The organism is Streptomyces sp. P6-2-1, from assembly GCF_050613165.1.
Lineage (GTDB): Bacteria > Actinomycetota > Actinomycetes > Streptomycetales > Streptomycetaceae > Streptomyces.
This window is the reverse complement of the sequence record NZ_CP192513.1, coordinates 6469065-6492128: the sequence shown is the minus strand read 5'-3', so window position 1 is coordinate 6492128 and position 23064 is coordinate 6469065. Positions and strand designations below refer to the sequence as shown.

The 23064-nt window shown below is 74.1% G+C and carries 18 protein-coding genes and 1 pseudogene; 7 read left to right on the top strand and 12 right to left on the bottom strand.

Annotated features, from left to right (window positions below; all coding sequences use genetic code 11):
- Position 1: 1 nt before the first annotated feature.
- Complete coding sequence (locus ACQYWQ_RS27380; RefSeq protein WP_431038314.1) at positions 2–6550, top strand: beta-ketoacyl synthase N-terminal-like domain-containing protein; 6549 nt, start codon at positions 2–4, stop codon at positions 6548–6550.
- Positions 6551–6705: 155 nt separating this feature from the next.
- Here ACQYWQ_RS27380 and ACQYWQ_RS27375 read toward each other — a convergent pair whose 3' ends face one another.
- From ACQYWQ_RS27375 to ACQYWQ_RS27335, 9 genes are read right to left on the bottom strand one after another with little or no spacing between them, the layout of a single operon-like run.
- Positions 6706–8052: an ammonium transporter gene (locus tag ACQYWQ_RS27375; RefSeq protein ID WP_431038312.1), complete on the bottom strand. Its 1347-nt coding sequence runs from the start codon at positions 8050–8052 to the stop codon at positions 6706–6708.
- 27 nt (positions 8053–8079) lie between these two features.
- Positions 8080–9021: an urease accessory protein UreD gene (locus ACQYWQ_RS27370; RefSeq protein ID WP_431038310.1), complete on the bottom strand. Its 942-nt coding sequence runs from the start codon at positions 9019–9021 to the stop codon at positions 8080–8082.
- Between the two features lies 1 nt (position 9022).
- Positions 9023–9643: an urease accessory protein UreG gene (gene ureG, locus ACQYWQ_RS27365; protein ID WP_431038308.1), complete on the bottom strand. Its 621-nt coding sequence runs from the start codon at positions 9641–9643 to the stop codon at positions 9023–9025.
- Between the two features lie 35 nt (positions 9644–9678).
- The gene (locus ACQYWQ_RS27360) at positions 9679–10428 is read right to left on the bottom strand and encodes an urease accessory protein UreF (RefSeq protein WP_431038307.1); all 750 of its coding nucleotides are present in this window, start codon (positions 10426–10428) and stop codon (positions 9679–9681) included.
- A gap of 4 nt (positions 10429–10432) precedes the next feature.
- Positions 10433–12157, bottom strand: coding sequence for an urease subunit alpha (gene ureC, locus ACQYWQ_RS27355; protein WP_431038306.1), 1725 nt, complete (start codon positions 12155–12157; stop codon positions 10433–10435).
- 1 nt (position 12158) lies between these two features.
- The gene (locus ACQYWQ_RS27350) at positions 12159–12704 is read right to left on the bottom strand and encodes an urease subunit beta (protein WP_431038304.1); all 546 of its coding nucleotides are present in this window, start codon (positions 12702–12704) and stop codon (positions 12159–12161) included.
- Positions 12701–13600: a sirohydrochlorin chelatase gene (locus ACQYWQ_RS27345; RefSeq protein ID WP_431038303.1), complete on the bottom strand. Its 900-nt coding sequence runs from the start codon at positions 13598–13600 to the stop codon at positions 12701–12703. The genes ACQYWQ_RS27350 and ACQYWQ_RS27345 overlap by 4 nt, the downstream gene beginning before the upstream one ends.
- Before the next feature lie 3 nt (positions 13601–13603).
- The gene (locus ACQYWQ_RS27340) at positions 13604–13909 is read right to left on the bottom strand and encodes an urease subunit gamma (protein WP_431038301.1); all 306 of its coding nucleotides are present in this window, start codon (positions 13907–13909) and stop codon (positions 13604–13606) included.
- Between the two features lie 52 nt (positions 13910–13961).
- A complete protein-coding gene (locus tag ACQYWQ_RS27335) occupies positions 13962–14936 on the bottom strand; it encodes an urea transporter (RefSeq protein ID WP_431038300.1) in 975 nt (324 codons plus the stop codon).
- A 104-nt stretch (positions 14937–15040) separates the two neighbouring features.
- Here ACQYWQ_RS27335 and ACQYWQ_RS27330 point away from each other — a divergent pair.
- From ACQYWQ_RS27330 to aroQ, 3 genes and pseudogenes are all read left to right on the top strand, one after another.
- Positions 15041–15373, top strand: a pseudogene (locus ACQYWQ_RS27330) (FluC/FEX family fluoride channel); the annotation flags it as partial.
- 50 nt (positions 15374–15423) lie between these two features.
- The gene (locus ACQYWQ_RS27325) at positions 15424–15561 is read left to right on the top strand and encodes a hypothetical protein (RefSeq protein WP_431039421.1); all 138 of its coding nucleotides are present in this window, start codon (positions 15424–15426) and stop codon (positions 15559–15561) included.
- A 147-nt stretch (positions 15562–15708) separates the two neighbouring features.
- A complete protein-coding gene (gene aroQ, locus ACQYWQ_RS27320) occupies positions 15709–16521 on the top strand; it encodes a gamma subclass chorismate mutase AroQ (RefSeq protein ID WP_431039374.1) in 813 nt (270 codons plus the stop codon).
- Here the strand turns inward: aroQ and ACQYWQ_RS27315 are convergent.
- The gene (locus tag ACQYWQ_RS27315; RefSeq protein WP_431038299.1) at positions 16442–17569 is read right to left on the bottom strand and encodes an 8-amino-7-oxononanoate synthase; all 1128 of its coding nucleotides are present in this window, start codon (positions 17567–17569) and stop codon (positions 16442–16444) included. The genes aroQ and ACQYWQ_RS27315 overlap by 80 nt on opposite strands.
- Positions 17570–17715: 146 nt before the next feature.
- On the opposite strand from ACQYWQ_RS27315, the gene bioB reads away from it, so the two are divergent.
- Genes bioB through bioD form a run of 3 tightly spaced genes read left to right on the top strand, consistent with a single transcriptional unit; the run spans position 17716 to position 21026 of the window.
- Entirely contained in the window at positions 17716–18978 is a 1263-nt protein-coding gene (bioB, locus tag ACQYWQ_RS27310) for a biotin synthase BioB (protein WP_431038298.1), read from the top strand.
- Positions 18971–20260 (top strand): adenosylmethionine--8-amino-7-oxononanoate transaminase, encoded by a 1290-nt coding sequence (locus ACQYWQ_RS27305; protein ID WP_431038296.1) that lies wholly within the window; start codon positions 18971–18973, stop codon positions 20258–20260. The genes bioB and ACQYWQ_RS27305 overlap by 8 nt, the downstream gene beginning before the upstream one ends.
- A 1-nt stretch (position 20261) precedes the next feature.
- Positions 20262–21026 carry a dethiobiotin synthase gene (bioD, locus tag ACQYWQ_RS27300; RefSeq protein ID WP_431038295.1) on the top strand — a complete coding sequence of 255 codons (765 nt, stop codon included), beginning with the start codon at positions 20262–20264 and terminating at the stop codon, positions 21024–21026.
- A 191-nt stretch (positions 21027–21217) separates the two neighbouring features.
- Here the strand turns inward: bioD and ACQYWQ_RS27295 are convergent, their stop codons facing one another.
- Together ACQYWQ_RS27295 and ACQYWQ_RS27290 are read right to left on the bottom strand one after the other, a co-directional pair.
- Positions 21218–22225 carry a sugar kinase gene (locus ACQYWQ_RS27295; RefSeq protein WP_431038293.1) on the bottom strand — a complete coding sequence of 336 codons (1008 nt, stop codon included), beginning with the start codon at positions 22223–22225 and terminating at the stop codon, positions 21218–21220.
- Complete coding sequence (locus tag ACQYWQ_RS27290) at positions 22222–22872, bottom strand: bifunctional 4-hydroxy-2-oxoglutarate aldolase/2-dehydro-3-deoxy-phosphogluconate aldolase (RefSeq protein ID WP_431038292.1); 651 nt, start codon at positions 22870–22872, stop codon at positions 22222–22224. Before ACQYWQ_RS27290 ends, ACQYWQ_RS27295 begins: the two co-directional genes overlap by 4 nt.
- Positions 22873–23064: the final 192 nt, after the last annotated feature.

The window sequence follows — 23064 nt, the reverse complement described above, 5'->3', positions numbered from 1 at the left end:
CGTGGGGTGGGAACCGATCGCCGTCGTCGGCCGGGGCTGTGTCCTGCCCGACGCGCTCGATCCCGACACGTTCTGGGAGAACATCGCCGCCGGGCGGGACAGCCTCTCGGCCGTGCCCGACGGCAGATGGCGGCTGCCGCACCGCTGGGCGATGGGGTCGGTGGCGGAGCACCTGGACCGTACGTGGACCGATCGCGGCGGGTACGTACGGGGCTTCGACGCGGTCTTCGACCCGAGCGGCTTCGCGCTGGAGCCTGAACGGATTCTCGCGCTGGACCCCTTGTTCCAGTGGGTCCTGCACGGCGTGCGGCAGGCGCTCGGGGAGGCCGGGTGCGAGGGCCCGCGGCCCCGGGCCGGGCTCGTGCTCGGCAACCTGTCCTATCCGACGGCGGCGGGCTCGGCGTTCGCCGAGCACGTGTGGCTGTCCGCGCTGCCGCCCTCCTCGCGCGAGGCCCTGCTGACCGGCGGGCCCGGGAAGCGGCCCGACGCGCGCAACCGTTTCTCGTCCGGCCTTCCCGCGCACCTCGCGGCCCGCGCGCTCGGGCTGGGAGCGGGCGCGTGGGCGCTCGACGCCGCGTGCGCGTCCTCGCTGTACGCGATCAAGCTGGCGTGCGACCGGCTGCACGACGGGACGGCCGACCTGATGGTGGCGGGCGCGGTCAACCGTGTCGACAACTTGTTCCTGCACGTCGGGTTCTGCGGTCTGTCGGCCGTCAGCAGGACCGGTCGCAGCCGCCCCTTCCACCGCGAGGCCGACGGGCTGATGCACGGCGAGGGCGCCGGGTTCGTCGCCCTGACGCGGCTGTCCAGGGCGCGGGCCGAGGGGCTGCCCGTGCTCGGTGTGATCCGTGGGATCGGCCTCTCCAACGACGGGCGGGGCGGTGGCCTGCTCAGCCCGGCGCGGGAGGGCCAGGTGCGCGCGATGCGCCTGGCGTACGCGGCGGCGGGGGTCGCGCCCGAGTCGGTCTCGCTCGTGGAGTGCCACGCGACGGGGACGCCGGTCGGGGACGCCGTGGAGGCGCGGAGCATGGCGGAGGTGTACGCCCGCGCCACGGACGTGCCCGTCGGTTCGGCCAAGTCCAACGTGGGGCACCTCCTGGCCTCGGCGGGCGTGGCCGGGCTGCTGAAGGTGCTCGGCGCGCTGCGCACGGGGGTCCGCCCCGCCTCGCTCGGGGCCGAGCGCCCGATCGACGCCCTGAACGGCGCCCCGTTGCGGGTGCTCACCGCGGCGGAACCGTGGCAGGGACCGCGCAGGGCCGCGGTCAGCGCCTTCGGCTTCGGCGGCACGAACGCCCACCTGATCGTGGACGCCCCCGGCACCGAGCCCGGGCCCGGCGGTTCCTCGCGCCGCCGTACGGTCCCCGCCGCGCCCCCGGCGCCGGTACGGAGCAAGCCCGCGCCGCTCGCGATCGTCGCCCTCGGCGCGCGCGTGGGCGAGGGGAGGAGTACCGAGGACTTCCGCCGCGCGGTCCTGGGCGGCGAACGGCGGGGCCCCGTCGAAGAGATCGCCGTGGAACTGACGGGTCTTGCCTTCCCTCCGCTGTCCCTGGACCGCACGAGGCCCCAGCAGCTGCTGGTGCTTGAGGCCGCCAGGGAGGCCGTACGGGGGCTGTCGCTGCCGCGCGAGCGCACGATGGTCGTCATCGGGACGGGGGTCGATCCCGGGGTGGCGCGGGCGGGTGCCCGCTGGCGGGTCCCGTACTGGCTGGAGCGGACCGGAGCGGCCGCCGGGGCGGGGACGGCGGAGGCACAGGACGCCTTCGCCCCGCCGATGACGGCCGAGTCGGTGGTGGGCAGCCTGCCCAACCTCGTGGCGAACCGGATCAGTACGCAACTCGACCTCGCCGGGCCCGGGTTCGCGGTGTCGGCCGAGGAGGCTTCCGGACTCGTGGCGCTGGACCTCGCCGCGCGGGCGCTGCGCGCGGGCGAGGCGGACGTGGCGCTCGTCGGCGCGGTCGACCTGTCCTGCGAGCCCGTGCACCGGGCCGCGCTGCGCGAGCTGGGCCGCGACGCGCAGCCGGGCGACGCCGCCGTGGTCCTGGTCGTCAAGCCGCTGGACGCGGCGCGCGGCGACGGCGACACCGTGCTGGCCCTGCTCGACGAGGAGGCCACCGGCGCACCCGGCATGGTGATCGGTGACGGTCCCGAAGCGGCCTTCGACCCGGGTGCCGCCTTCGGCCGCGCGCACGCCGCCCACGGACTCGTGTGCGTCGCGGTCGCCGTGACGGCCCTGCAGGCGGGTGCCGTACCGTGCAGGGACCTGCCCGCCGACACCTCATCGGCTCCCCGTACCGCCACCGCCGTGGTCTCCCCGCTGGGCGGCGCACCCGTCCGCGTGGGACTGCGGGCGGCCGGCACACGCGCGTGGGCGCCGGGACCCGTGCCCCGCCTGCGCGTCTACGCGGGGAAGAACCGCGGTGAGGTACTGGCCGCGCTGGCGGCCGGTACCCCGTCCCGGGAGGGTCCTGCCACTCTCGCCCTCCTGGTCGAGCCGGGCGCCGATCCCGCCGCCCGCGAGGCGGCGGCTCGCCGCTGGCTGGAGCGCGGCGGGGTCCGTCCGAGCGGAGTGCGCTACCGCGAGCGGCCCGTGGCGGGGCGTACCGCCTTCGTGTACACCAACGGCTCCGCCGCGTACCCCGGGATGGGACGCGCGCTCGCGCTCGCCGTGCCCGCGCTCGGCGAGCGCGCCCGCGCCGCCCACGGACCGCTCGGCGGGCGCGCGGACGCGGGGAGCCGGGTACTGGGCCAGATCTGGGGTGCGGCCGAACTGGCCACCCTCCACACCGTTTTGACCAGGGACGCGCTCGGTCTGCGCCCGGATGCCGCACTCGGCTACTCCTCCGGCGAGTCGGCCGCGCTGATCGCGCTGGGCGCCTGGCCCGACGCGGCGGGGCTGTACGCGGCCACCCGGGACAGCGGCCTGTTCACGACCGAGCTGACCGGTGAACTGCGGGCGGTCCGCAGGGTGTGGGAGCGCGCGGGGGTACGGGGCGACCGCTGGGCGAGCTATCTGGTGACCGCTCCCGTCGAGACCGTGCGCGCGGAACTCGCCGCGGAGGTCGCGGTGCACCTCATGGCCGTCAACGCGCCCGGCGTCTGCGTCATCGGGGGCGAGGAGCGCGCCTGCCGCGGCGTCGTGCAGCGGCTCGGCGCGGACCACGCGTTCGCGATCGACTACGACATCGCCGCGCACGCACCGGAGTTGGCGGCGGTACGGGACTCCTGGCGCGAGGTCCACCGGCGGCCCACCGTCGCGGTGCCAGGGGTGCTGTTCTACAGCGGGGCGAGCGGGCGGGCGTACGAGCCGACGGCGGAGCGGGTCGCCGACGCGCTGACCGCGCAGGGGCTCGGCACGATCGACTTCGCCGGCACGGTGGAACAGGCGTGGGCCGACGGCGTGCGGATCTTCGTCGAGCACGGCCCGCAGGGGCTGTGCACCGGCTGGATCAAGCGGGTGCTCGGGGACAGGGAGCACGTGGCCGTCGCGCTCGACGCCCAAGGCGATCCGGGCTTGCGGCAGGTGTGCCTCGCGGTGGCCGAACTCGTCGCCGCCGGGGTGCCGGTGGGGGCCGACGCGCTCTTCGGGCGGCTCGCCCGCGCGGTCACCGACACCGCGGCGCCCGGCCCCGTCCGTACCGTCGCCGTGCCCGGCCCCCCTCGTCCGGGGTTCGCGCAGGCGCCGCCTCGCCGGGCGGCCGCGGAAGCACCGCCGCGCCCCGCGGCCGTGGCGGTGCCCCCTGTGGCCCTGCCGAGGGCACCCGCTCTCGCGCCGGTGCCCGGACCCGTGCGGGAGCCGGGCACCGCCCCCGCGCCCGCCGCCGACAGGGCACCCGCGCCCCCGGCGAGCCTCCGGGCCCTGGCCGCCCGGCACAGCGCCCGGGTGAGCGCGCTGCACCAGGAGCTGACGGCCCGCCACGTCGCCGCGCACCAGGAGTTCCTGCGCCTGTCCGCCGGGGTGATCGCCGCCGTGGCACACCCGGGGGCTGGTTCCCCCGCGCTCCCGCCCCCCGTCCCGCGTCCCCTCCCCCGCGCCGCGGGCGCGCGGCCCCCCGCCGCCCTTCCCCCGGCGCGCGGACCCGAAGCCGTACCGGCGGCGCCGTCCCCCTCCGCCAGGCCCCTCCCCGGGCCGGCGTTCGACCGGGCACAGCTGGAACACCTCGCCTCGGGGAAGATCTCCGCGCTCTTCGGGCCGCGCTTCGCCGCTCAGGACGCGTATCCCGTCCAGACGCGGATGCCCGAGCCCCCGATGCTGCTCGCCGACCGCGTCACCGGCATCGACGCGGTGCCCGCCGCGCTCGTCGCCGGTCCCGACGCCGCGCGCGGGGGCGGGACGATCTGGACCGAGACCGACGTGCGCGCGGACAGCTGGTACCTGGACGCCACGGGACTGATGCCCGCGGGGCTCATGATCGAGGCGGGCCAGGCCGATCTGCTGCTCCTGAGCTGGCTCGGCGTGGACCTCCTCCACCGGGGCGAGCGCGCGTACCGGCTGCTGGGCTGCGAGGTGACGTTCCACGGCCCGCCGCCGGGCCCCGGCGACACGGCGCGCTACGAGATCCACGTCGACGGCCACGCGGAGCACGAGGGCGTCCTGCTCTTCTTCTTCCACTACGACTGCACCGTGGACGGGGAACCGCGACTCAGTGTCAGGGAGGGGCGCGCGGGTTTCTTCACCCCGGCCGAACTCGCCGCGAGCGGTGGCGTCCGATGGTCGCCCGAGGACACTCCGCCCGGCGACGGCCTGCCGCAGGACCCGCCCGCCGTGCGCTGCGAGGCGGCCTCCTTCACCGCGCGGCAGGTGCGGGCGCTCGCGCAGGGCAGGCCCGCCGAGTGCTTCGGGCGCGGCTGGGAGGCCACGGCCGCGCACGTCCGTACCCCGAGGATCGACGACGGCCGCCTGCTCCTGCTCCACGAGGTCACCGCTTTCGACCCGGCCGGTGGTCCGTGGGGGCGCGGCTATCTGCGCGCCGAGACGCCCGTGTCCCCCGACGACTGGTTCTTCGCGGGGCACTTCAAGAACGACCCCTGCATGCCGGGGACGCTGATGCTTCAGGGCGGTCTCCAGGCGATGGCCTTCTGCCTGACGGCCCTGGGGTTCACGGTGGAGAGGGACGGGTGGCGGTTCGAGCCCGTCGGCGACGCTCCCTTCACCGCTGACTGCCGGGGGCAGGCGACGCCGGAGAGCGGGCGGATCGTGTACGAGGTGTTCGTGCGCGGTGTCTCCTCGGGTCCGGTGCCGACCCTGTACGCCGACGTGCTCGGCTCGGTGGACGGCGTGAAGGCGTTCCACGGCCGGAACGTGGCCCTGCGCCTCGTGCCGGACTGGCCGCTCGCGCAGTGGCGGCACACGGGCGGGCCCGCGGGGGAGGGCGTCGGGACCGCCGTGCCGAGGGCGGCGGAGGGCCCCGTGGCCCGCCGGGAGCCGGGCACCGTGGCCACGGTGGACGGTTTCGCCTTCGGGCACGACTCCTTGCTGGCGTGTGCCTGGGGGCGGCCGAGCGAGGCGTTCGGCGCCCCGTACGCGGTCTTCGACGGCACCCGCAAGGTCGCGAGGCTGCCCGGTCCGCCGTATCAGTTCATGAGCCGGGTGGCCTCCGTGGACGGTCCGCAGGGCGGGATGCGCGAGGGCAGCGAGGTCGTCGCGGAGTACGACGTACCCGCCGACGCCTGGTACTTCGGGGAGGGCGACGGCCGGACGATGCCGTTCGCCGTGCTCCTGGAGGTGGCGCTGCAACCCTGCGGGTGGCTCGCCTCCTACGTGGGCAGCGCGCTGACCACCACGGCGGACCTGAAGTTCCGCAACCTCGACGGCTCGGGGACCGTCAGGGGCGAGGTCACGCCGGGGACGGGGACGATCCGCACGCGGGCCAGGGTGACGCGCATCTCGCGCGGTGGGGACATGATCATCGAGGCGTTCGACGTGGAGTGCGCCGCCGGCGGCGCGCCGCTGTTCACGCTGTCCACCGTGTTCGGTTACTTCCCGTCCTCGTCCTTCGCCGACCAGCCCGGTCTCGCGGTGTCCGCCGCGGACCGGGCGCGACTGGAGGAACCGAGCGCGTACGAGGCCGGCCTCACCGTGCGCGGGAACCCCGGGCTGCCCGGTCCCCTGCTGCTCATGCTGGACCGGGTGACGGGCTACTGGCCCGCGGGCGGCAGGGCGGGGCTCGGCCGCCTGCGCGCGGAGCAGGAGGTGGACCCCGGCGCGTGGTTCTTCCGGTCCCACTTCTTCCAGGACCCGGTGCAGCCGGGCTCGCTGGGCATCGAGGCGATGTGCCAGCTGCTCCGGCACCACCTGCACGAGAGCGGGCTGACCGCGGGGATCACCGACCCGCGCTTCGTGACGATGCTGCCGGAGACCGAGCTGACCTGGACCTATCGCGGCCAGGTCACCCCGGCGACCCGCAGGGTCCGGATCGAGATGGACATCCTGGAGGCGGAAGGAACTCCCGGACACGCCTGCGCCCGCGCCGAGGCCACGCTGTGGGCCGACGACACGTGCATCTACCGCGCACGCGGCCTGACCGTGCGCGCGGTACCCGGCCTGCGGTGAGGGCGTCGGCCCGGTCAGCGCCCGTGTCCAGGTACCACCGGGGCCACGGGGCGGCTCCGCGACCGGCCACGTGCTCGGCCCTGTGTGTGCTCGGCCCTTCCTGTGCTCGGCCCTGCCTGTGCTCGGCCCTGTGTGTGCTGGCCCTGCGTGCTCCCTCAGCCCTCCCTGTGCTCCCGCAGAAGGCGCTGGATCTCGGCGACGGTGTCCTTGTCCGGGCCGGGCCGCCCGCCCGCGAGGGCGCCCAGGCGCTCGGCGGTGCGGACGTCGTAGGCGCGTTCCTCGTCCTCGCCGGGCACGGACGCGTAGGCCCTCTCGTCGGTGAACCCGATGACGAGGTCGACGGCCTTGGCGATGAGCCAGGTCATGGCGAACGAGAAGGCCATCACCGCGAGGATCGCCACCACCTGCTTCCCCAGCAAGGTGCCCCCGCCCCCGTAGAAGACCCCCTTCTTGCCGCTGATGCCCGAGGTGGCGAAGAAGCCGACCATGAGGAGCCCGACGAGGCCGCCCGCCCCGTGCACCCCGACGACGTCGAGGGTGTCGTCGACACCGAGGCGGTACTTGAGCGTGATCGCGAAGGCGCACACGGCACCGGCGACGAGTCCGGTCACGAGCGCGCCCACGGGGTCGATCTCCCCACAGGCCGGAGTGATGGCGACCAGGCCCGCCACGGCGGCGGAGCCCACACCCATCATCGTGACCTGCCGTGTCCGCGCGTACTCCACGAGCGGCCAGGTGATCATCGCCCCGGCCCCGCCGAGCTGGGTGTTGACGAACGCGGTGGCCGCGCTCCCGGTGTCGCGGACGGCCGAGCCCGCGTTGAAGGCGAGCCAGCCGAACCACAGGAGTGCCACGCCGATGGTCGCCAGCGGGATGTTGTTGGGCTTCGGTTCCGTGCGCCGGAAGTCCTTGGGCCCCCTGACGACCAGGGCCGCCGCGAGTCCGGCGACGCCCGAGTTGAGTTCGACCGGGAGGCCGCCCGCGAAGTCGAGGGCGCCGAGGTGCTTCGTGATCCAGCCGTGCTCCTGGTCGAACACCCAGTGCGCGATGGGCACGTACACGAGCAGCAGCCACAGCGCCGAGAAGACGAGCCACCCCCGCATCGTCGCCCGGCCCGCGATGGAGCCGCTGATCAGCGCGACGGTGACGACGGCGAAGCCCATCTGGAAGGTGGCGTAGACGTAGGTGGGGACGGACCCGGTCAGCGAGTTCGGTTCGACGCCGCGCAGGAGCGCGTGGTCCAGGTCGCCGATGAGGCCCGCCCCGCCGACGTCGGAGCCGAAGACCAGCGCGTAGCCGAGGAGGAACCAGAGGATGGTCACGAAGCACAGCGAGGCGAAGCTCATCTTGAGCATCACCAGAATGTGCTTCGTGCGCACCATGCCGCCGTAGAAGAAGGCGAGGGCGGGGGTCATGAGCAGCACCATCGCTGCGGCCGCCAGCATCCAGGCGGTGTCGCCCGAGTCGTAGCCGGGCGGCATGGGGGCTGTCGCGCTGATCATCGCTCGGACTCCTCCGGGTCGGGCACGCTACGGTTTGCGCAGGTCGGGGGCGGGGAGGCCGATGAGCAGCCGCCGAACGGCATCCCAGGCGGCGCGGCAGGCGGCGGTGAGCGCGGGCTGTCGCCTCGCGAGGACACGCACCCAGGCCCCGCACTCCCCGGGCAGCACGCTCGCGCCGTGCAGCACCTCGTGACCGCGCAGGGCCTCGTGCAGCGTGTCGGCGATCTCGGCGGCGGGGCGCAGCGGGCTCACCACGAACAGGGAGCTGACGTGGTCGTGCCCGGCGAAGACTCCGGGGCCGTCGACCGTGCTGCGGCCCCGGGGCCGCAGCCGCGCGGTGTCCACGGCGAGCAGGGTCCCGTCGGGCCTGCGGATCTCCAGGTCGCTGCTGAGGCAGGTGTAGTCGTGCCGCTCGCCCCTGGCGATGCGCCCCGCCGTGATCGTCTCGCCGTGGATCACGGTGGCCGTCCCGTCCACGGTGAGCACCGTGCTCTGGTGGAAGCGCGCCCCGGCGAAGGCGATCAGCGGATCGGGGAGGTACTCGACCCAGGCGCCCTCGGCGGCGCCCAGGTGGACCTGCTGCGTCGCGTAGTCGTGGTCCATCCGGTAGACCTTGGTGGCCGCCTGGGTGGTGAAGAGGGCCTGAGTGCCCGGACCGCACCGCAGGTCCTGCCGGTAGCGGTCCGCCTGCGCGATGCCGCCGCCCGTGGCCATGACGTACGTGCAGGCCATGCCGGGCAGCGCGGGATCCACGTAGAGGGGCCGCATGATCTGGAGGGGTGTCTTCTGGTAGCGCTCGACGAGTTCCGTACGGTCCCCGCGCAGGGCGAACCCGAGGTCGAGCACGCCCACTTTCGCGGCCGAGCCCGGGCCGAGGGTCTCGGGGGCCGCCGAGAGGGCCGCCAGCTCCGGTGGCAGCCGGGCGGGCTCGTAGTGTTCCGGCGCGAGCCGGTCGCGGACTGGCGGCATGTCAGGCCAGCACCCCGCGACGGGATTCGAGGAAGGCGGCGACCTCGTCCACGCCCTTGCCGGTGAGACAGTCGGTCAGCACGACCGGTCCCTCGCCGCGTACGCGGTGCGCGTCGCTCTCCATCACGCCGAGGTCGGTGCGGACGTACGAGGCGATGTCGATCTTGTTGATGACGAGCAGGTCGGAGTCGGTGATGCCCGGTCCGCGTTTGCGCGGCATCTTCTCGCCCTCGGCGGTGTCGAGGACGAAGACGAAGACGTCGACGAGGGCGGGGCTGAAGGTGAGGGTCAGGTTGTCGCCGCCGCTCTCGTAGAGGAGGACGTCGACGTCGGGGAAGCGTTCGAGCATCTCGGCCCCGGCCGCCAGGTTCATCGTCGGGTCGTCGCGCACGGCGGTGTGGGGGCAGGCCCCCGTCTCGACGCCGACGACGCGTTCACCGTCCAGGACGCCGTCGAGCGTGCGACGGATGTGCTCGGCGTCCTCCTGCGTGTAGATGTCGTTGGTGATCACCGCGGGCTGATGCCCCGACGCGAACAGGACGGGCACGAGCGCCTCGATGAGGGCGGTCTTGCCCGAACCCACCGGCCCTCCGATACCGACACGCAGGACGTTCTCTCGCATGGTCTTCCTTCCCTCGCCGGCCGGGGGCCGACGGATCAGCTGGCGAACAGCCGTGCTTCCGCCCGCTCGTGGCGGGCGGACATGATGTCCGCGGCGAATGTCGTCGCTCCCAGGTCGTCCAGGGAGCGGGTCAGCGCCAGCGAGGCCGTCTCCTCGATGACCTCGGCGCTGTGCCGCAGCAGGACCTGCGCCTGGCGGTGGTCGGTCAGGCGCAGCCGCAACGCGGCCCCCGCGAAGCTCGCGCAGAACGCGAACAGGTCGGCGACGACGGCCTGTCGTACGGGCACCTCCGTCATCGCGTTGACGACACCGACGGTCACGGCCTGGGTGCCGGGCGCCCGGCGGGCCGCCACCGCCTCGCGGTAGGGGGCGAGGAGGCCGGCGTCGAAGACCTCGGCGGCGAGGTCGAGCAACTGGCGGCCGGTACGGGTGGCCGCCCGCCGCATCTCCTCGGTGAGTTTCGTCGCGTGCAAGCGCCTGTCCACGGCGGCCACCGCCGCCCAGTCCGCGCGGGCGGCGGCCTGGTGCGCCAGGGCGAGCGCGGTGGCGTCCGAGGGTCCCACGCCGTGCCGGAGCAGGTCGTGGAGGAGCGCTGGCAGACTGTCACGGTCGACCGCCTTCGCCTGCGTGAAGCCCTCCAGGCTGTGCGAGAGCGTGTAGAAGCCGCTGGGGAACGCCGAGTCGGTCAGCTGGAGGCTGACCAGGAGGCGGCCCACGTCGGTGCTGCCGGGTGCCGCGCCCGGGACGGGGGTGGCGTCCGGGGCGGCGGCCTCGTCCTGGTACACGCGCTCAGGCCAGGAAGTAGAGCTGGTTGAGCGGGAGCCTCTGGGCCGGGTCGATGGTGACGACCTCGCCGTCCACCGTGACCTTGTAGGTCTCCGGGTCCACCTCGATACGGGGCACGACGTCGTTGCGGATCATGTTGTGCTTGCCGATGGTGCGGGTCTTGCGCACCGGGAGCACCCTGCGCTCCAGGCCGAGCTTCTCCGGCACTCCCGCCGCGATGCCCGCCTGGGACATGAAGGTGACGTGCGTGGACTGCATGGCACGCCCGTACTGGCCGAACGAGGGCCGGTAGTAGACCGGTTGCGGCGTCGGCAGTGAGGCGTTGGGGTCGCCCATCTGCGTCCACGAGACGATGCCGCCCTTGACGACCATCTTCGGCTTGGCGCCGAAGGAGTGCATGGGCCACAGGACGATGTCCGCCAGCTTGCCCGCCTCCAGCGAGCCGACGTGGTCCGCTACGCCGCAGGCGATCGCGGGGTTGATGGTGACCTTGGCGAGGTAGCGCAGGACGCGCTGGTTGTCGTTGCGCGCGGAGTCCTCGGGCAGCGCGCCGAACGCCTCCTTGCACACGTGCGCGATCTGGAAGGCGCGCGTGACGGACTCGCCGACACGCCCCATCGCCTGCGAGTCGGAGGAGATCATGCTGATGATGCCGCGGTCGTGCAGGACCGTCTCGGCCGCGATGGTCTCCGCCCGCACCCGGCTGTCCGCGAAGGCGACGTCCTCGGGGATGTCGTGGCTGAGGTGGTGGCACACCATCACCATGTCGAGGAGTTCGTCCACGGAGTTCTTGGTGTAGGGCAGCGTCGGGTTCGTGGAGGAGGGCAGGATGTTCGGCTCGCCCGTGACCCGCAGGATGTCCGGGGCGTGGCCGCCGCCCGCACCCTCGCTGTGGAAGGTGTGGATCGTACGGCCGTCGATCGCGGAACGGGTGTCCTCGAAGAAGCCGCCCTCGTTGAGCGTGTCCGTGTGGATGGCGACCTGGATGTCGTGGCGGTCGGCGACGGCGAGCGCGTTGTCGATGACGGCGGGCGTCGCCCCCCAGTCCTCGTGGACCTTCAGGGCGGCCGCCCCGGCCTCGATCTGCTCGTCGAGCGCGCCGGGCAGGCTTCCGTTGCCCTTGCCCATGATGCCGAGGTTGACGGGGAGGTCCTCGGCGGCCTCCAGGAAACGCGCGATGTTGTACGGGCCGGGCGTGCACGTCGTGCCGTTGGTGCCGTCCGTGGGCCCGGTGCCGCCGCCGAAGAGCGTCGTGATGCCGTTGGTGAGCGCCTGCTCGCACTGCTGGGGCGAGATGAGGTGCACGTGCGAGTCCAGGGCCCCGGCGGTGGCGATGAGGTGTTCGCCGGCGATGACCTCCGTCCCCGGGCCGATCACGAGCCGGGGGTCGACGGCGTCCTGCGTCTGCGGGTTGCCCGCCTTGCCGAGACCGGCGATGAAGCCGTCCTTGACGCCGAGGTCGCACTTGACGACACCGGCCACGGGGTCCATGACCACGACGTTGGTGATCACGAGGTCGAGGGCGCCCTGCGCCGCCGTGGCCTGCGGGTCGGCGGCCATGCCGTCCCGCATCGTCTTGCCGCCGCCGTAGACGACTTCGTCGCCGTAGGCGCCCTCCCTGACGTCCTTCTCCACCTCGACGACGAGGTTCGTGTCGGCCAGCCGGAACCGGTCGCCCACGGTGGGGCCGAACAGGGCGGCGTACTGCTCGCGCGAGAGGGTGGGCATGTCAGTGGGACCCCTTCTTCTTGGTCTTCTCGGCGCCGGTGCTGCCCGGCTGCTTCTTCCGCCGGGTGTCCGCGTCGCCGGTGCCCTCCGCGCGCCCGTGTGTCTCCGCGCGCCCGTGTGTCTCCGCGGGCCCGTCCGTCTCCTGGTGCCCGTCCGTGTCCGCGTGTCCTTCGGCCTTCGCTCCGGAGAATCCGCGCTCCAGGGCGCGCCGTACGGCCTCGACCCGGGCCGGGTGCGATTTCACGCTGCCGTTGAGGAGGCCGCTGAAACCGGTGAGGCGCCCGGTGCCCGCGTACGCGCACAGCTCCACCTCGTGGGTGCCGCCCGGCTCGAACCGGACGGCGGTGCCCGCGGCGATGTTGAGGTGCATGCCGAGGGCCTGGTCCCGCTCGAAGTCGAGCGCCGGGTTGACCTCGAAGAAGTGGTAGTCGGAACCGACCTGGACCGCGCGGTCGCCCGTGTTGCGCACGGTGAGCGTGACCGTGCGGCGGCCCGCGTTGATCTCGATGGGTCCTTCGCCGTACTGGTAGCGCGGGGGCAGTGTCATCGCAGGCTCCTGTGGACGGTGAGGTCGTGGGGGAGGACGAGTGAGGCGGGGCCGGGAGGCGTCCGCGCCGCGCGGTGGTCGCCGCGCCCGGCATCGGCGTCCTCCCCCGTTTCCTGGGCGTGGTGGTGGTGCCCGGGTCCGTGCGGGGTGTCCCCCGGTCCGTGGACGTGGTCCGCGGGCCCGTGGCTGTGGGCGTACCCGTGACCGTGCGCGGCCTCGATGCCGCGGGACACCCCGTCGTCGCCGTCGCGCGCGTACCGCTCCACGGCCTCCCGCACACGGGCCCGCAGGACGCCCGCGACGGCGGGTGCCGGGAGCAGCGGCCCGCTCACGGCGCAGTGCGCGACGCCGGGGAGCACGGGCAGCGTCCAGGCCGCAGGGAGCAGGACGACGTTCTCGGCGCCGAGGGCGCGGCAGCGCCGTACCCCTTCGGCCGGATCGGGGTCCCCTCCCGTCAGGGCGACTTCGACGATGCGGTGCCGCCCGTACTGCCGTACGAGGCGCGCGATACGGAAGAGGTCGGCGTCGGTGAAGGGGCCGCCCGATGGCGCGGTGAGCAGGACGGCCCGGTCCGCCTCCACCCGGGTGGCCGCTGACCGCAGCCAGCCGGTCAGGTGGTCCTGGGTGCCGAAGGGCCGCGCCAGCAGGGTCCCCGCGCGCCGCGCGGCCGGGAGGTTCAGCAGGGTACGTCCGGCGTCCGCGACCAGCTCCGGGTCCCGGCCCAGCGTCATCGGCACCACGCAGACGGTCTCGCCCCTGGCGCGCAGCGCGCTGACGCACCGGTGGAGCGGGCGTCCACCGGCGACACACGCGATCTCCGGGGCGAGCAGCCCGCGCAGGGCCCGCCCGCCGTCGCTCTCGTGGCCGCCGACGGCGACCACCGTGGGGGACGACACGGCTCAGCCCCCCACCGGGTCGTGGCAGGAGACGAGCTTGTTGCCGTCGTCGAACGTCGCCTCCACCTGGAGCAGCGGAAGCATCTCCCGTACCCCCGGCATGGTCGCGTCCTCGGGGATCACCTGCCGTCCCAGCTCCATGCAGTCGGCGACGCTCTTGCCGTCCCTCGCGGCTTCCAGGATGGCCTCGCTGATGAGGGCCACCGACTCGCTGTAGTTGAGCTTGAGCCCGCGTTCGCGCCGCTTGCGGGCCAGGTCGGCCACGACGTACACGAGCAGCTTGTCGATCTCTCGGGGTGCCAGATTCATGGGCGGGGCCTTTCTCGGTGCCGCGGGGCTTCGTTCCGCGCGGGCGGGGACTTCAGGCGTCGTCGGCGCGGAGGGTGATACGGGGCAGGAGCGGGACCGCGGCGAGCAGCGCCCAGGTGGTGATGTTGAACGGCCAGGTGAACGTGTGGCTGCCGAAGGTCTTGAAGAGCACCGACAGCGAGGCCGTCAGGCCGGTGCTGGCGCCCGCCGCCAGCACCGTGTAGAGGAAGTTCGGCAGGGTGGCGGTGAGCAGGACGACGCCGAAGGCCAGGCTCGTCAGGACGGCGTTGTACCCGTAGACGCCGTCCCCGATCAGGGCGGCGGGCGCGCCGAGCGCCCAGGCGACGAGCAGGCCGACGACGCTGCCCACCACGGAGAAGAGCCCGACCTTCCCTCCGGCGAGGAAGAGACCGGCCAGCATGATCAGGCCGACGTACCAGGTGTCGACGAAGAAGATCTGCGAGACGTTCGCGAAGAACCCCTGCCACAGGTCGGTCCAGCTGACGACCGGACTCGTGGAGGTGGCCGGGGTGACCGCCGTTGACGGCGTGCCGTGCCAGACGCGGCCGAAGGAGGGCGCGCCCAGGACCATCACGAGGGCGACGAGGCAGAACGGCCCGGTGAACGCGCGAAGGCCCCAAGGGGCGAGCAGGTGGTTGAGGGTGGCGGTGACCAGGGTGCACATGATCCCCGCGGCGACGGCCATGACGTAGGTCGAGGGATGGTGGCCGAGGTAGACCAGCATGGCGATGCCGCCGAGCACTCCGCAGTAGGTCAGGAGTCCCTGGGAGAGCGGATCGCGCCGCACGGCGAGCAGCCGCGCGGTGAGCGTCGACGCCACCGCCCCGATGACGGCGAAGAGGCCGGTCTGCCAGCTCTCGACCCACAGAGCGATCAGGAGGACCGCCGAGGTCCACACACTCGGCTGGAAGTCCACCTGTCCCACCCCGCGCAGCGCGCCCAGCGCCGTCTCACGCGGCGAGGCCGACGGCGTCGCAGCGGACGCGGTGGCGGTGGGAGAGGTCACGTGTACTCCTTGGCGTACGGCCGCGGTTGCGCTGAACGAGCGGAAGTCACGGGCTCCGGAGCACGCGGGGGTCTCCTCGCTCACGGACCACTTACCGTGAGCATATGCATATGAATGGTCATATGCCCGTACGCTCTCACCCGGACCACGCGGACGGCCCACACCTGCCTGTGGTGGCCGTCGTGGCACTGGTCGGCGCGGTCGGCGCCGTTCCGCGGTACGGCGTTTCGCGGGTGTGGCGCAATGGCAACGACGCGTCCCTCCTGTGGCGTACCGGAGCGGCGGCGTTCCCGTGGACGACCCTCGTCGTCAACGCGGTGGGCTGCCTCGTCATGGGGGTGCCGACCGTCGCGCGCAAGGAGCGGCTTCCCCGGGCTCCCCGCCCGCCGAGCCCCCTGCTGACGACGGTCGAAGCGGGTACGCGGGGCGTACTGGGCGCGCCGGAGCGGGCGTTGCCGGCGACGGGCTGCTGCGGGGCGCTCTCGACGTGGTCGACGTCTCCCGGGAGCCGCTGCCGATGGCGACCGGGCGCCGGGTCGCGGGAGCGGCCGCGTACCTGCTGCTGACGGTCGCCATCGGGCTTGGCCTCTCGTTCGCGGGGATGGCGGCGGCCGAGGCGACGTGACCCGACGCCGGTCCGGAAGACCGGAGCCGCGACCGCCCGGCCCGCCCCACCACCCCGAGGCGCGCCCGTCGTTGAGCACGGATAGCCGGGACCCGACCGAGACGGAGGCACCCCTTGCGCCCCCTCACCAGGACGACCCGTCGCGCCGTGCTGACCGGACTGCTGGTGTCCGCGACAGCGCTGACCGCCCCGCACGCCGTGGCCGCGGGTACGGACCCGGTCGGCAGGCTCGGCCCCCTGACGGGCCTTGTCGTCGAGCGCCTCCGCGTGAGCGACGACGTCGCCGCGTCCAAGTACGCCACAGGCTCGCCCGTCGACGACCCGGCGCGCGAGGCACAGGTGCTGCGGCAGGTCCGCGAACAGGCCGCCGCCGCGGGAGGGGACCCTGACGCGGCGGCGGCGTTCTTCCGGGACCAGATCGCCGCGAGCAAGACCGTGCAGAAAGGGCTTCTGGCCCGCTGGACCGCCCGTCCCGCCGAGGCCCCCAGGACCCAGCCGGACCTCGGCCGCACGCGCGCGGCTCGACGCGCTCACGACGGCACTGCTCCAGCAGCTCAAGGACACGGAGCAGGAGCGCCGCAACCCCGCCACCTGCGCCGCCCGGCTCGCCCTGGCCACCGCGTCGGGAAAGGCGCTGCTGCGCCTGGACCCCCTCCACGGCCGGGCGCTCGGCACGGCGACGCAATCCGTGTGCCGCCCCGGCACACCCGGAGAACCGGCACGACCCCACCACGAGCCACCGGCCGCCCCGCCCCGCGGGAGCGGCCTCGGCACCCCCGCCCCCACCCCGCTGTTGTCCCCCGAGCGCTGGAGGGCTTTTCCCGCGCGGTCCGTTCAGTGCCCCGCCCCCGGCGCGGACGCACGGCCGTCTCACGCCGCGTCACGGTCTTGACGCGCCGATCACCCGTACCGCGCGTTCGATCTCGGCCCCGGAGAGGTCCGCTCGCGCGGTCAGCCTGAGCCGTGAGACGCCGTCGGGCACGGAAGGAGGACGGAAGCAGCCCACGGCCAGCCCTGCGGTACGGCAGTCGGCCGCCCAGCGCACGGCCGCCTCCGGGGACGGCGCACGCACCGACACCACCGCGGCGTCGGGACGCACCGCTTCCAGGCCCGCGGCGGACAGGCGCGTGTGCAGCTCCCTGGCCACGTCGCGCGCCCGGGCGGCCCGCCCGGGTTCGCGCCGCAGCAGGGTGAGCGCCGCCAGCGCGGCGCCGACGGCCGCCGGCGCGAGCCCGGTGTCGAAGATGAACGTCCGCGCCGTGTTGACCAGATGGTCGATCACCCGGGCCGGTCCGAGCACGGCTCCGCCTTGGCTGCCCAGCGATTTGGACAGGGTGACCGTCACGACCACGTCCCCGGCCCCCGCGAGCCCCGCCGCCTGCGGCGCCCCGCGACCGCCCTCGCCCAGCACCCCCAGTCCGTGCGCGTCGTCGAGCAGCAACCCCGCCCCGAACTCCCGGCACGCCCGGGCGAGCGCCCTCACGGGAGCCGCGTCCCCGTCGACGGAGAACACCGAGTCGGACACCACCACGGCCGGCCCGTCGTGCGTCCGCAGCGCCTTGCGCACCCCGTCAGGATCGGCGTGCCCCACGACCTGGGTGGTGCCCCTGGCCAGTCGGCAGCCGTCGATCAGCGAGGCGTGGTTGCTCGCGTCGGAGACGATCAGCGCACCGCGCGGGGCCAGCGCGGTGACCGCCGCGAGGTTGGCCGCGTACCCGGAGGAGAAGACGAGGGCCGCATCGAACCCGGTGAACTCGGCCAGCTCACGCTCCAGTCGGGCGTGCAGCTCGGTCGTACCCGTTACCAGTCGCGCGCCGGTGGCGCCGCCGCCCCAGCTCCGCGCCGCGGCAGCGGCCCCCTCGACGACCTCGGGATGACGGGCGAGACCCAGGTAGTCGTTGCTCGCGAGATCGAGCAGCCCCGAGTCGGCGGGACGCGGGCGCAGCCTTCGCACCAGCCCGGCGGCGCGGCGCAGCTCCGCCTGGTCGTCAATCCAGCCGAAAACCATGATTCCTCCGGGGATTTGTGGGTAGTGCACAGACACTAATCGGGTGAACTACTGCTCATGCTGTGGTTTTACCCACATACTCGCCTCCATGTTTTGTGTGAGTTCTCCATGCCCGCAGGTGCTCCCTTAGGGCAGGATCGGGCCTCATGAACCTGCTGAACACGCTCGTGGGCAAGGGTCTTCGGCGCGAGCTGCCGACCCGCGCCGAAGCACTCGCCGTCCTCGCCACATCCGACGACGATCTGCTGGATGTCGTCGCCGCGGCCGGAAGAGTGCGCCGGCACTGGTTCGGGCGGCGGGTGAAGCTCAACTACCTCGTCAACCTCAAGTCGGGGCTGTGCCCCGAGGACTGTTCCTACTGCTCGCAGCGCCTCGGCTCCACGGCCGACATCCTGAAGTACACCTGGCTGAAACCCGACGACGCCTCGAAGGTCGCGGCGGCCGGTGTGGCGGGCGGCGCCAAGCGGGTCTGCCTGGTGGCCTCCGGCCGGGGGCCGACGGACCGGGACGTCGACCGGGTCGCGGGCACCATCAAGGCGATCAAGGACCGGCACGAGGGTGTCGAGGTGTGCGCCTGCCTCGGTCTGCTCTCCGAGGGTCAGGCCGACCGGCTGCGCGAAGCGGGCGCGGACGCCTACAACCACAACCTCAATACCTCCGAGTCGGCGTACGGCGACATCACGACGACCCACACCTACGCCGATCGCGTCGCCACCGTGCGCAAGGCGCACGCGGCCGGGCTGTCCGCCTGCTCCGGTCTGATCGCGGGCATGGGCGAGAGCGACGAGGATCTGGTCGACGTCGTCTTCTCGCTGCGCGCTCTCGACCCCGACTCGGTGCCGGTGAACTTCCTGATCCCGATGGAGGGCACCCCGCTCGCGCGGGAGTGGAACCTCACCCCGCGGCGGTGTCTGCGCATCCTCGCGATGGTGCGGTTCGTGTGCCCTGACGCCGAGGTCCGTATCGCGGGCGGCCGGGAGGTCCATCTGCGCTCGATGCAGCCCCTGGCCCTGAACATCGCCAACTCGATCTTCCTCGGCGACTACCTCACCAGCGAGGGACAGGCGGGCCGGGCCGACCTGGAGATGATCACGGACGCGGGCTTCGAGGTGGAGGCCCCGGGCGAGGACACACTGCCGGGACACCGGGACCGGACCACGGCGGACGACCGCGGGCCCCGCGAGAGCACGGGCACGGGATGCGGCGCGCACGAGAGCACGGGCACGGGATGCGGCGCGCACGAGAGCACCGGCACGGGATGCGGCGCGCAGGAGGGCGGGGTCTGCGGCTCCCAGGAGGGCGCGGGCGTCCGCGGTTCGGCTTCCGCGCCGCGGGCGGACGAGGTGCGCCGGGACCTGGTGGCCGTACGCCGTCGGGGTGCGGGAACGGATATCGTGCCCAATGCCTGACGCGACCTCACTGCCCCTCCCCCAGCTGCGGGAACTGGACCGGCGGCACGTCTGGCATCCCTACGGCCCGATGCCCGGCCGTGCGGAACCGCTCGTCGTCGCGTCGGCGAGCGGCGTACGGCTGCGCCTGGCGGACGGCTTGGGCGAGCTGATCGACGGGATGTCGTCCTGGTGGTCGGCGATCCACGGCTACAACCACCCCGTGCTCAACGAGGCCGCGCGCGAGCAGCTCGGCAGGATGAGTCATGTGATGTTCGGCGGGCTCACGCACGAGCCCGCCGTACGCCTGGCCAAGCTCCTTGCCGACGTGACTCCCGAGGGCCTGGAGCACGTCTTCCTCGCCGACTCCGGCTCGGTGTCGGTCGAGGTCGCCGTGAAGATGTGTCTTCAGTACTGGCGCTCACTCGGCCGCCCGGCGAAGCGGCGCCTGCTGACCTGGCGCGGCGGCTACCACGGCGACACCTGGCAGCCGATGTCGGTGTGCGACCCCGAGGGCGGGATGCACGAGCTGTGGTCGGGAGTGCTGCCGCGCCAGGTGTTCGCCGACGCTCCCCCCGCGGAGTACGAGGAGGGCTACGCCACGCGTCTGCGCGCGCTGATCGGGCGGCACGCGCACGAGCTGGCCGCGGTGATCGTGGAGCCGGTGGTGCAGGGCGCGGGCGGGATGCGGTTCCACTCCCCCGCGTATCTGCGGGTGCTGCGCGAGGCGTGCGACGCCCATGACGTGCTGCTGGTGTTCGACGAGATCGCCACCGGCTTCGGCCGCACGGGGGCGCTGTTCGCCGCGGACCACGCGCGGGTGACACCGGACGTGATGTGCGTGGGCAAGGCGCTGACCGGCGGCTACATGACGATGGCGGCGACACTGTGCACCCCGGGCGTCGCCGAGGGCATCTCGCGCGGCGAGGTGCCCGTCCTGGCCCACGGGCCGACCTTCATGGGCAACCCGCTGGCGGCGGCCGTGGCCTGCGCCTCGCTCGAACTGCTGCTGAGCCAGGACTGGCCGACGGAGGTCAAGCGCATCGAGGAGGGCCTGCGGGACGGCCTGGCCCGCGCGGCGGAGATCCCCGGCGTCCGGGACGTCCGCGTCCTCGGCGCCATCGGCGTGGTCCAGCTCGACCACGACATCGACATGAAGGCCGCCACGGACGCGGCCGTACGCGAGGGCGTGTGGCTGCGGCCGTTCCGCGACCTCATTTACACCATGCCGCCGTACGTCATCGGCAACGCCGACCTGGCGCGGATCACCCGCGCGGTGTGCGCGGCGGCGCGGGAGGGATGACATGACGGTACTGGTGATCACGGGCACGGGCACCGAGGTCGGCAAGACGCTCACCACGGCGGCGGTCGCCGCCGCGGCACTCGCGGCCGGCAGCACGGTGGCCGTCCTCAAGCCCGCCCAGACGGGTCTGCGGCCGGACGAGCGCGGCGACGCCGACGAGGTCGCCCGGCTCGCCGGTGCCGTGACGGTGGCCGAACTCGCCAGGTACCCGGAGCCGCTGGCGCCCGGCACTGCGGCGCGCCGGGCCGGAAGGGCTCCGGTGCGTCCGCACGACGTGGCGGAAGCGGCACAGAAGCTGGCCACCGAGCACGACGTGGTACTGGTCGAGGGCGCGGGCGGGCTGCTCGTGCGGTTCGACGAGGAGGGCACCACCCTGGCGGACGCGGCCCGGCTGCTCGACGCCCCGGTCCTGGTCGTGACGTCGGCGGGCCTGGGCACGCTCAACATCACGGAACTGACGGCCCGTGAACTCCGTTCCCGGGGAATCGCCCTGCTGGGCATGGTGATCGGCAGCTGGCCCGCCGTCCCTGATCTGGCCTCGCGCTGCAACGTGGCCGACCTCCCTGAGGTGGCGGGAGCGCCCCTGCTCGGCGCGCTGCCGGAGGGCGCGGGGGCACTCGCACCTGCCGACTTCCGCGCTGCGGCGCCGAGTTGGCTGTCCGCACGACTGGAAGGGACGTGGGACGCACAGGCGTTCCGGAGCGGGGAGGCCCCGCCCTCCTGGGATGCCGACGCGGACAGGAGCCGTCCGCGCCCCTTGAGGTGAGCCGGGTGCGGCGGTGACGACGCCCCGAGGGGGTGGGGCCCGGCACCGAGGACCGGCCCGGGACCGCGGTGCCGCGTACCTCGCTCGTCAGGGGTGACGAGCGCGACGGGGAAGCCGCCGGGTCGCGTGTCCGCGCACGCGCCGAGGACGAGAACGCCCCGGCGGTCCGATCGGGGAGCGCGGTCCCCGGCTCAGCGGAACTGGAGCAGCGTTCTCGCCCACTCCTCCTCGTCCGCGGCGAGCAGCGCCCGCTGTCGTTCCGGCGGCAGCAGCGGGCCGTGGTCGGCCACGACCGCGAGGGCCGAAGCGGCCGTGAGGTGGCCGAGGCGCAGCGCCCGTACCGGGTCCCGCGTGGCCCCGGGCCCGAACCGCGCCGCGAGGAAACCGGCGGCGAAGGCGTCACCGGCTCCGACGGGTTCCTTCACGCGCACCCGCGGCGCGGGCACCACGCACCGCGTCTCCCCCTCGAAGAGCGTCGCGGCCACGGCGCCGTCCTTGACGACGAGCGTCGCGGGAGCGGGCAGGAGGTCGCGCACCGCGCTCGCGTCGGGAACGGCGCGGGGGCCGCCCCACAGGCCCTGCGCCTCGTCGAGGCCGACGAAGACGAGGTCGGCCCGGTCCGCGAGATCCCGCAGGACCCGCGCCGCCTCCTGGCGCCCCCGCCACAGGGCCGGACGGTGGTTGACGTCGAAGGAGACGAGCCGCCCCCTGTCGCGTCCCTGAGCGAGGGCTTCCTCCACGAGCGCCCGGCAACTCGGAGACAGGGCAGGCGTGATACCGCTCAGGTGAAGCAGCCGGGCCTCGCGCACGGGAGCCTCCGCGAGCAGTTCGGGGCCGAGCCCGGCCGCCGCCGAGGCGCTCCGGTAGTAGTGCACGCGGGTGGCGCCCTCCGCGCCGGGGTCCTTGGCCATGAGCCCCGTGGGCCGGCCGGCGACGGTCCGTACCCCCGAGACGTCCGCCCCCGCGGCGGCCACCCTGCGCAGCACCAGGCGGCCGAAGGGGTCGTCGCCGACGGCGGAGACCCAGCGCGCGGGCGTGCCGAGCGCGGCCAGGTACATCGCGACGTTCGACTCCGAGCCCGCGACCTCCAGGCGCAGCAGGTCAGCGGCGTCGAGCGGGCCCACAGGTTCGGGGGCGAGGGCCGCCATCGTCTCGCCGACGCACACCACGGCCGCGCCGCCCGGCCCCGTCGCGCTCATCGCCCGTCCTCCGCGTTCTCGGTCAACTCGCGGTAAACGCGGGCGCGTTCGCACAGCGCCGCCAGGTCGCCGCCCTCGTCGGCCGCGTCGCCGAGCAGCGGCGAGCCCACCCCGACCGCGAGCGCCCCGGCCGCGAGATGGTCGCGGGCCGCCTCCGTGTCCACGCCGCCCACCGGCACGAACGGCAGCGCGGGGAAGGGGCCGCGCAGCGCGCGCAGGTAGCCCGGCCCGCCCGCGTACGAGGCGGGGAAGACCTTGTAGGCGGTGGCGCCCCGGTCCCGGGCGGCCAGGATGTCCGTGGGGGTCATGACCCCGGCGAGCACGGGAAGACCGAGCGCGGCACCCGCTGCGACGGCCTCGCTCACGCCCGGGGTCACGAGGTAGCCGGCGCCCGCGTCGCGCGCCTCGCGGGCCTCGGCCGCGGTCAGGACCGTGCCCGCGCCGAGCGGGGCGCCGGGGCCGAGCACGGAACGGGCCCGCGCGAGGACGTCCAGGGCCCCGGCCCCCGAAAGGGACACCTCGATGAGCGGGACCCCCTCCCGCGCGAGCGCGAGGACGGCGGCGAGCGAGGCGTCCGGGTCGTTGCCGCGCACGATCGCCAGCAGGCGGTACCGGCGCAGGGCGTCCAGCAGGTCGGTGGGTGTCATGGCGTTGCTCCCAGGATCGATCAGCGAAGAGGGGTGCCCCGCGCGACCGCGCGGGGACGGTACGGGCAGCCGGAAGTGGGCGCGGCGGCGGTACGGGTGGGCGCGGCGACGCGGCACGGAAGCGGTACGGGTAGGCGCGGGGACGCGGTACGGAAGCGGCGCACCGCCCCCGTACCCCGTACCCCGTCCCCC

Coding starts and splice junctions, on each gene's coding strand:
- ACQYWQ_RS27315 (WP_431038299.1), bottom strand. CDS start 17,569: ATGGTTTTCGGCTGGATTGACGACCAGGCGGAGCTGCGCCGCGCCGCC.
- ACQYWQ_RS27290 (WP_431038292.1), bottom strand. CDS start 22,872: ATGACACCCACCGACCTGCTGGACGCCCTGCGCCGGTACCGCCTGCTG.
- ACQYWQ_RS27370 (WP_431038310.1), bottom strand. CDS start 9,021: ATGCCGCCAGTCCGCGACCGGCTCGCGCCGGAACACTACGAGCCCGCC.
- ACQYWQ_RS27350 (WP_431038304.1), bottom strand. CDS start 12,704: ATGACACTGCCCCCGCGCTACCAGTACGGCGAAGGACCCATCGAGATC.
- ureC (WP_431038306.1), bottom strand. CDS start 12,157: ATGCCCACCCTCTCGCGCGAGCAGTACGCCGCCCTGTTCGGCCCCACC.
- ACQYWQ_RS27375 (WP_431038312.1), bottom strand. CDS start 8,052: ATGATCAGCGCGACAGCCCCCATGCCGCCCGGCTACGACTCGGGCGAC.
- bioD (WP_431038295.1), top strand. CDS start 20,262: ATGACGGTACTGGTGATCACGGGCACGGGCACCGAGGTCGGCAAGACG.
- ureG (WP_431038308.1), bottom strand. CDS start 9,643: ATGCGAGAGAACGTCCTGCGTGTCGGTATCGGAGGGCCGGTGGGTTCG.
- ACQYWQ_RS27305 (WP_431038296.1), top strand. CDS start 18,971: ATGCCTGACGCGACCTCACTGCCCCTCCCCCAGCTGCGGGAACTGGAC.
- ACQYWQ_RS27340 (WP_431038301.1), bottom strand. CDS start 13,909: ATGAATCTGGCACCCCGAGAGATCGACAAGCTGCTCGTGTACGTCGTG.
- bioB (WP_431038298.1), top strand. CDS start 17,716: ATGAACCTGCTGAACACGCTCGTGGGCAAGGGTCTTCGGCGCGAGCTG.
- ACQYWQ_RS27295 (WP_431038293.1), bottom strand. CDS start 22,225: ATGAGCGCGACGGGGCCGGGCGGCGCGGCCGTGGTGTGCGTCGGCGAG.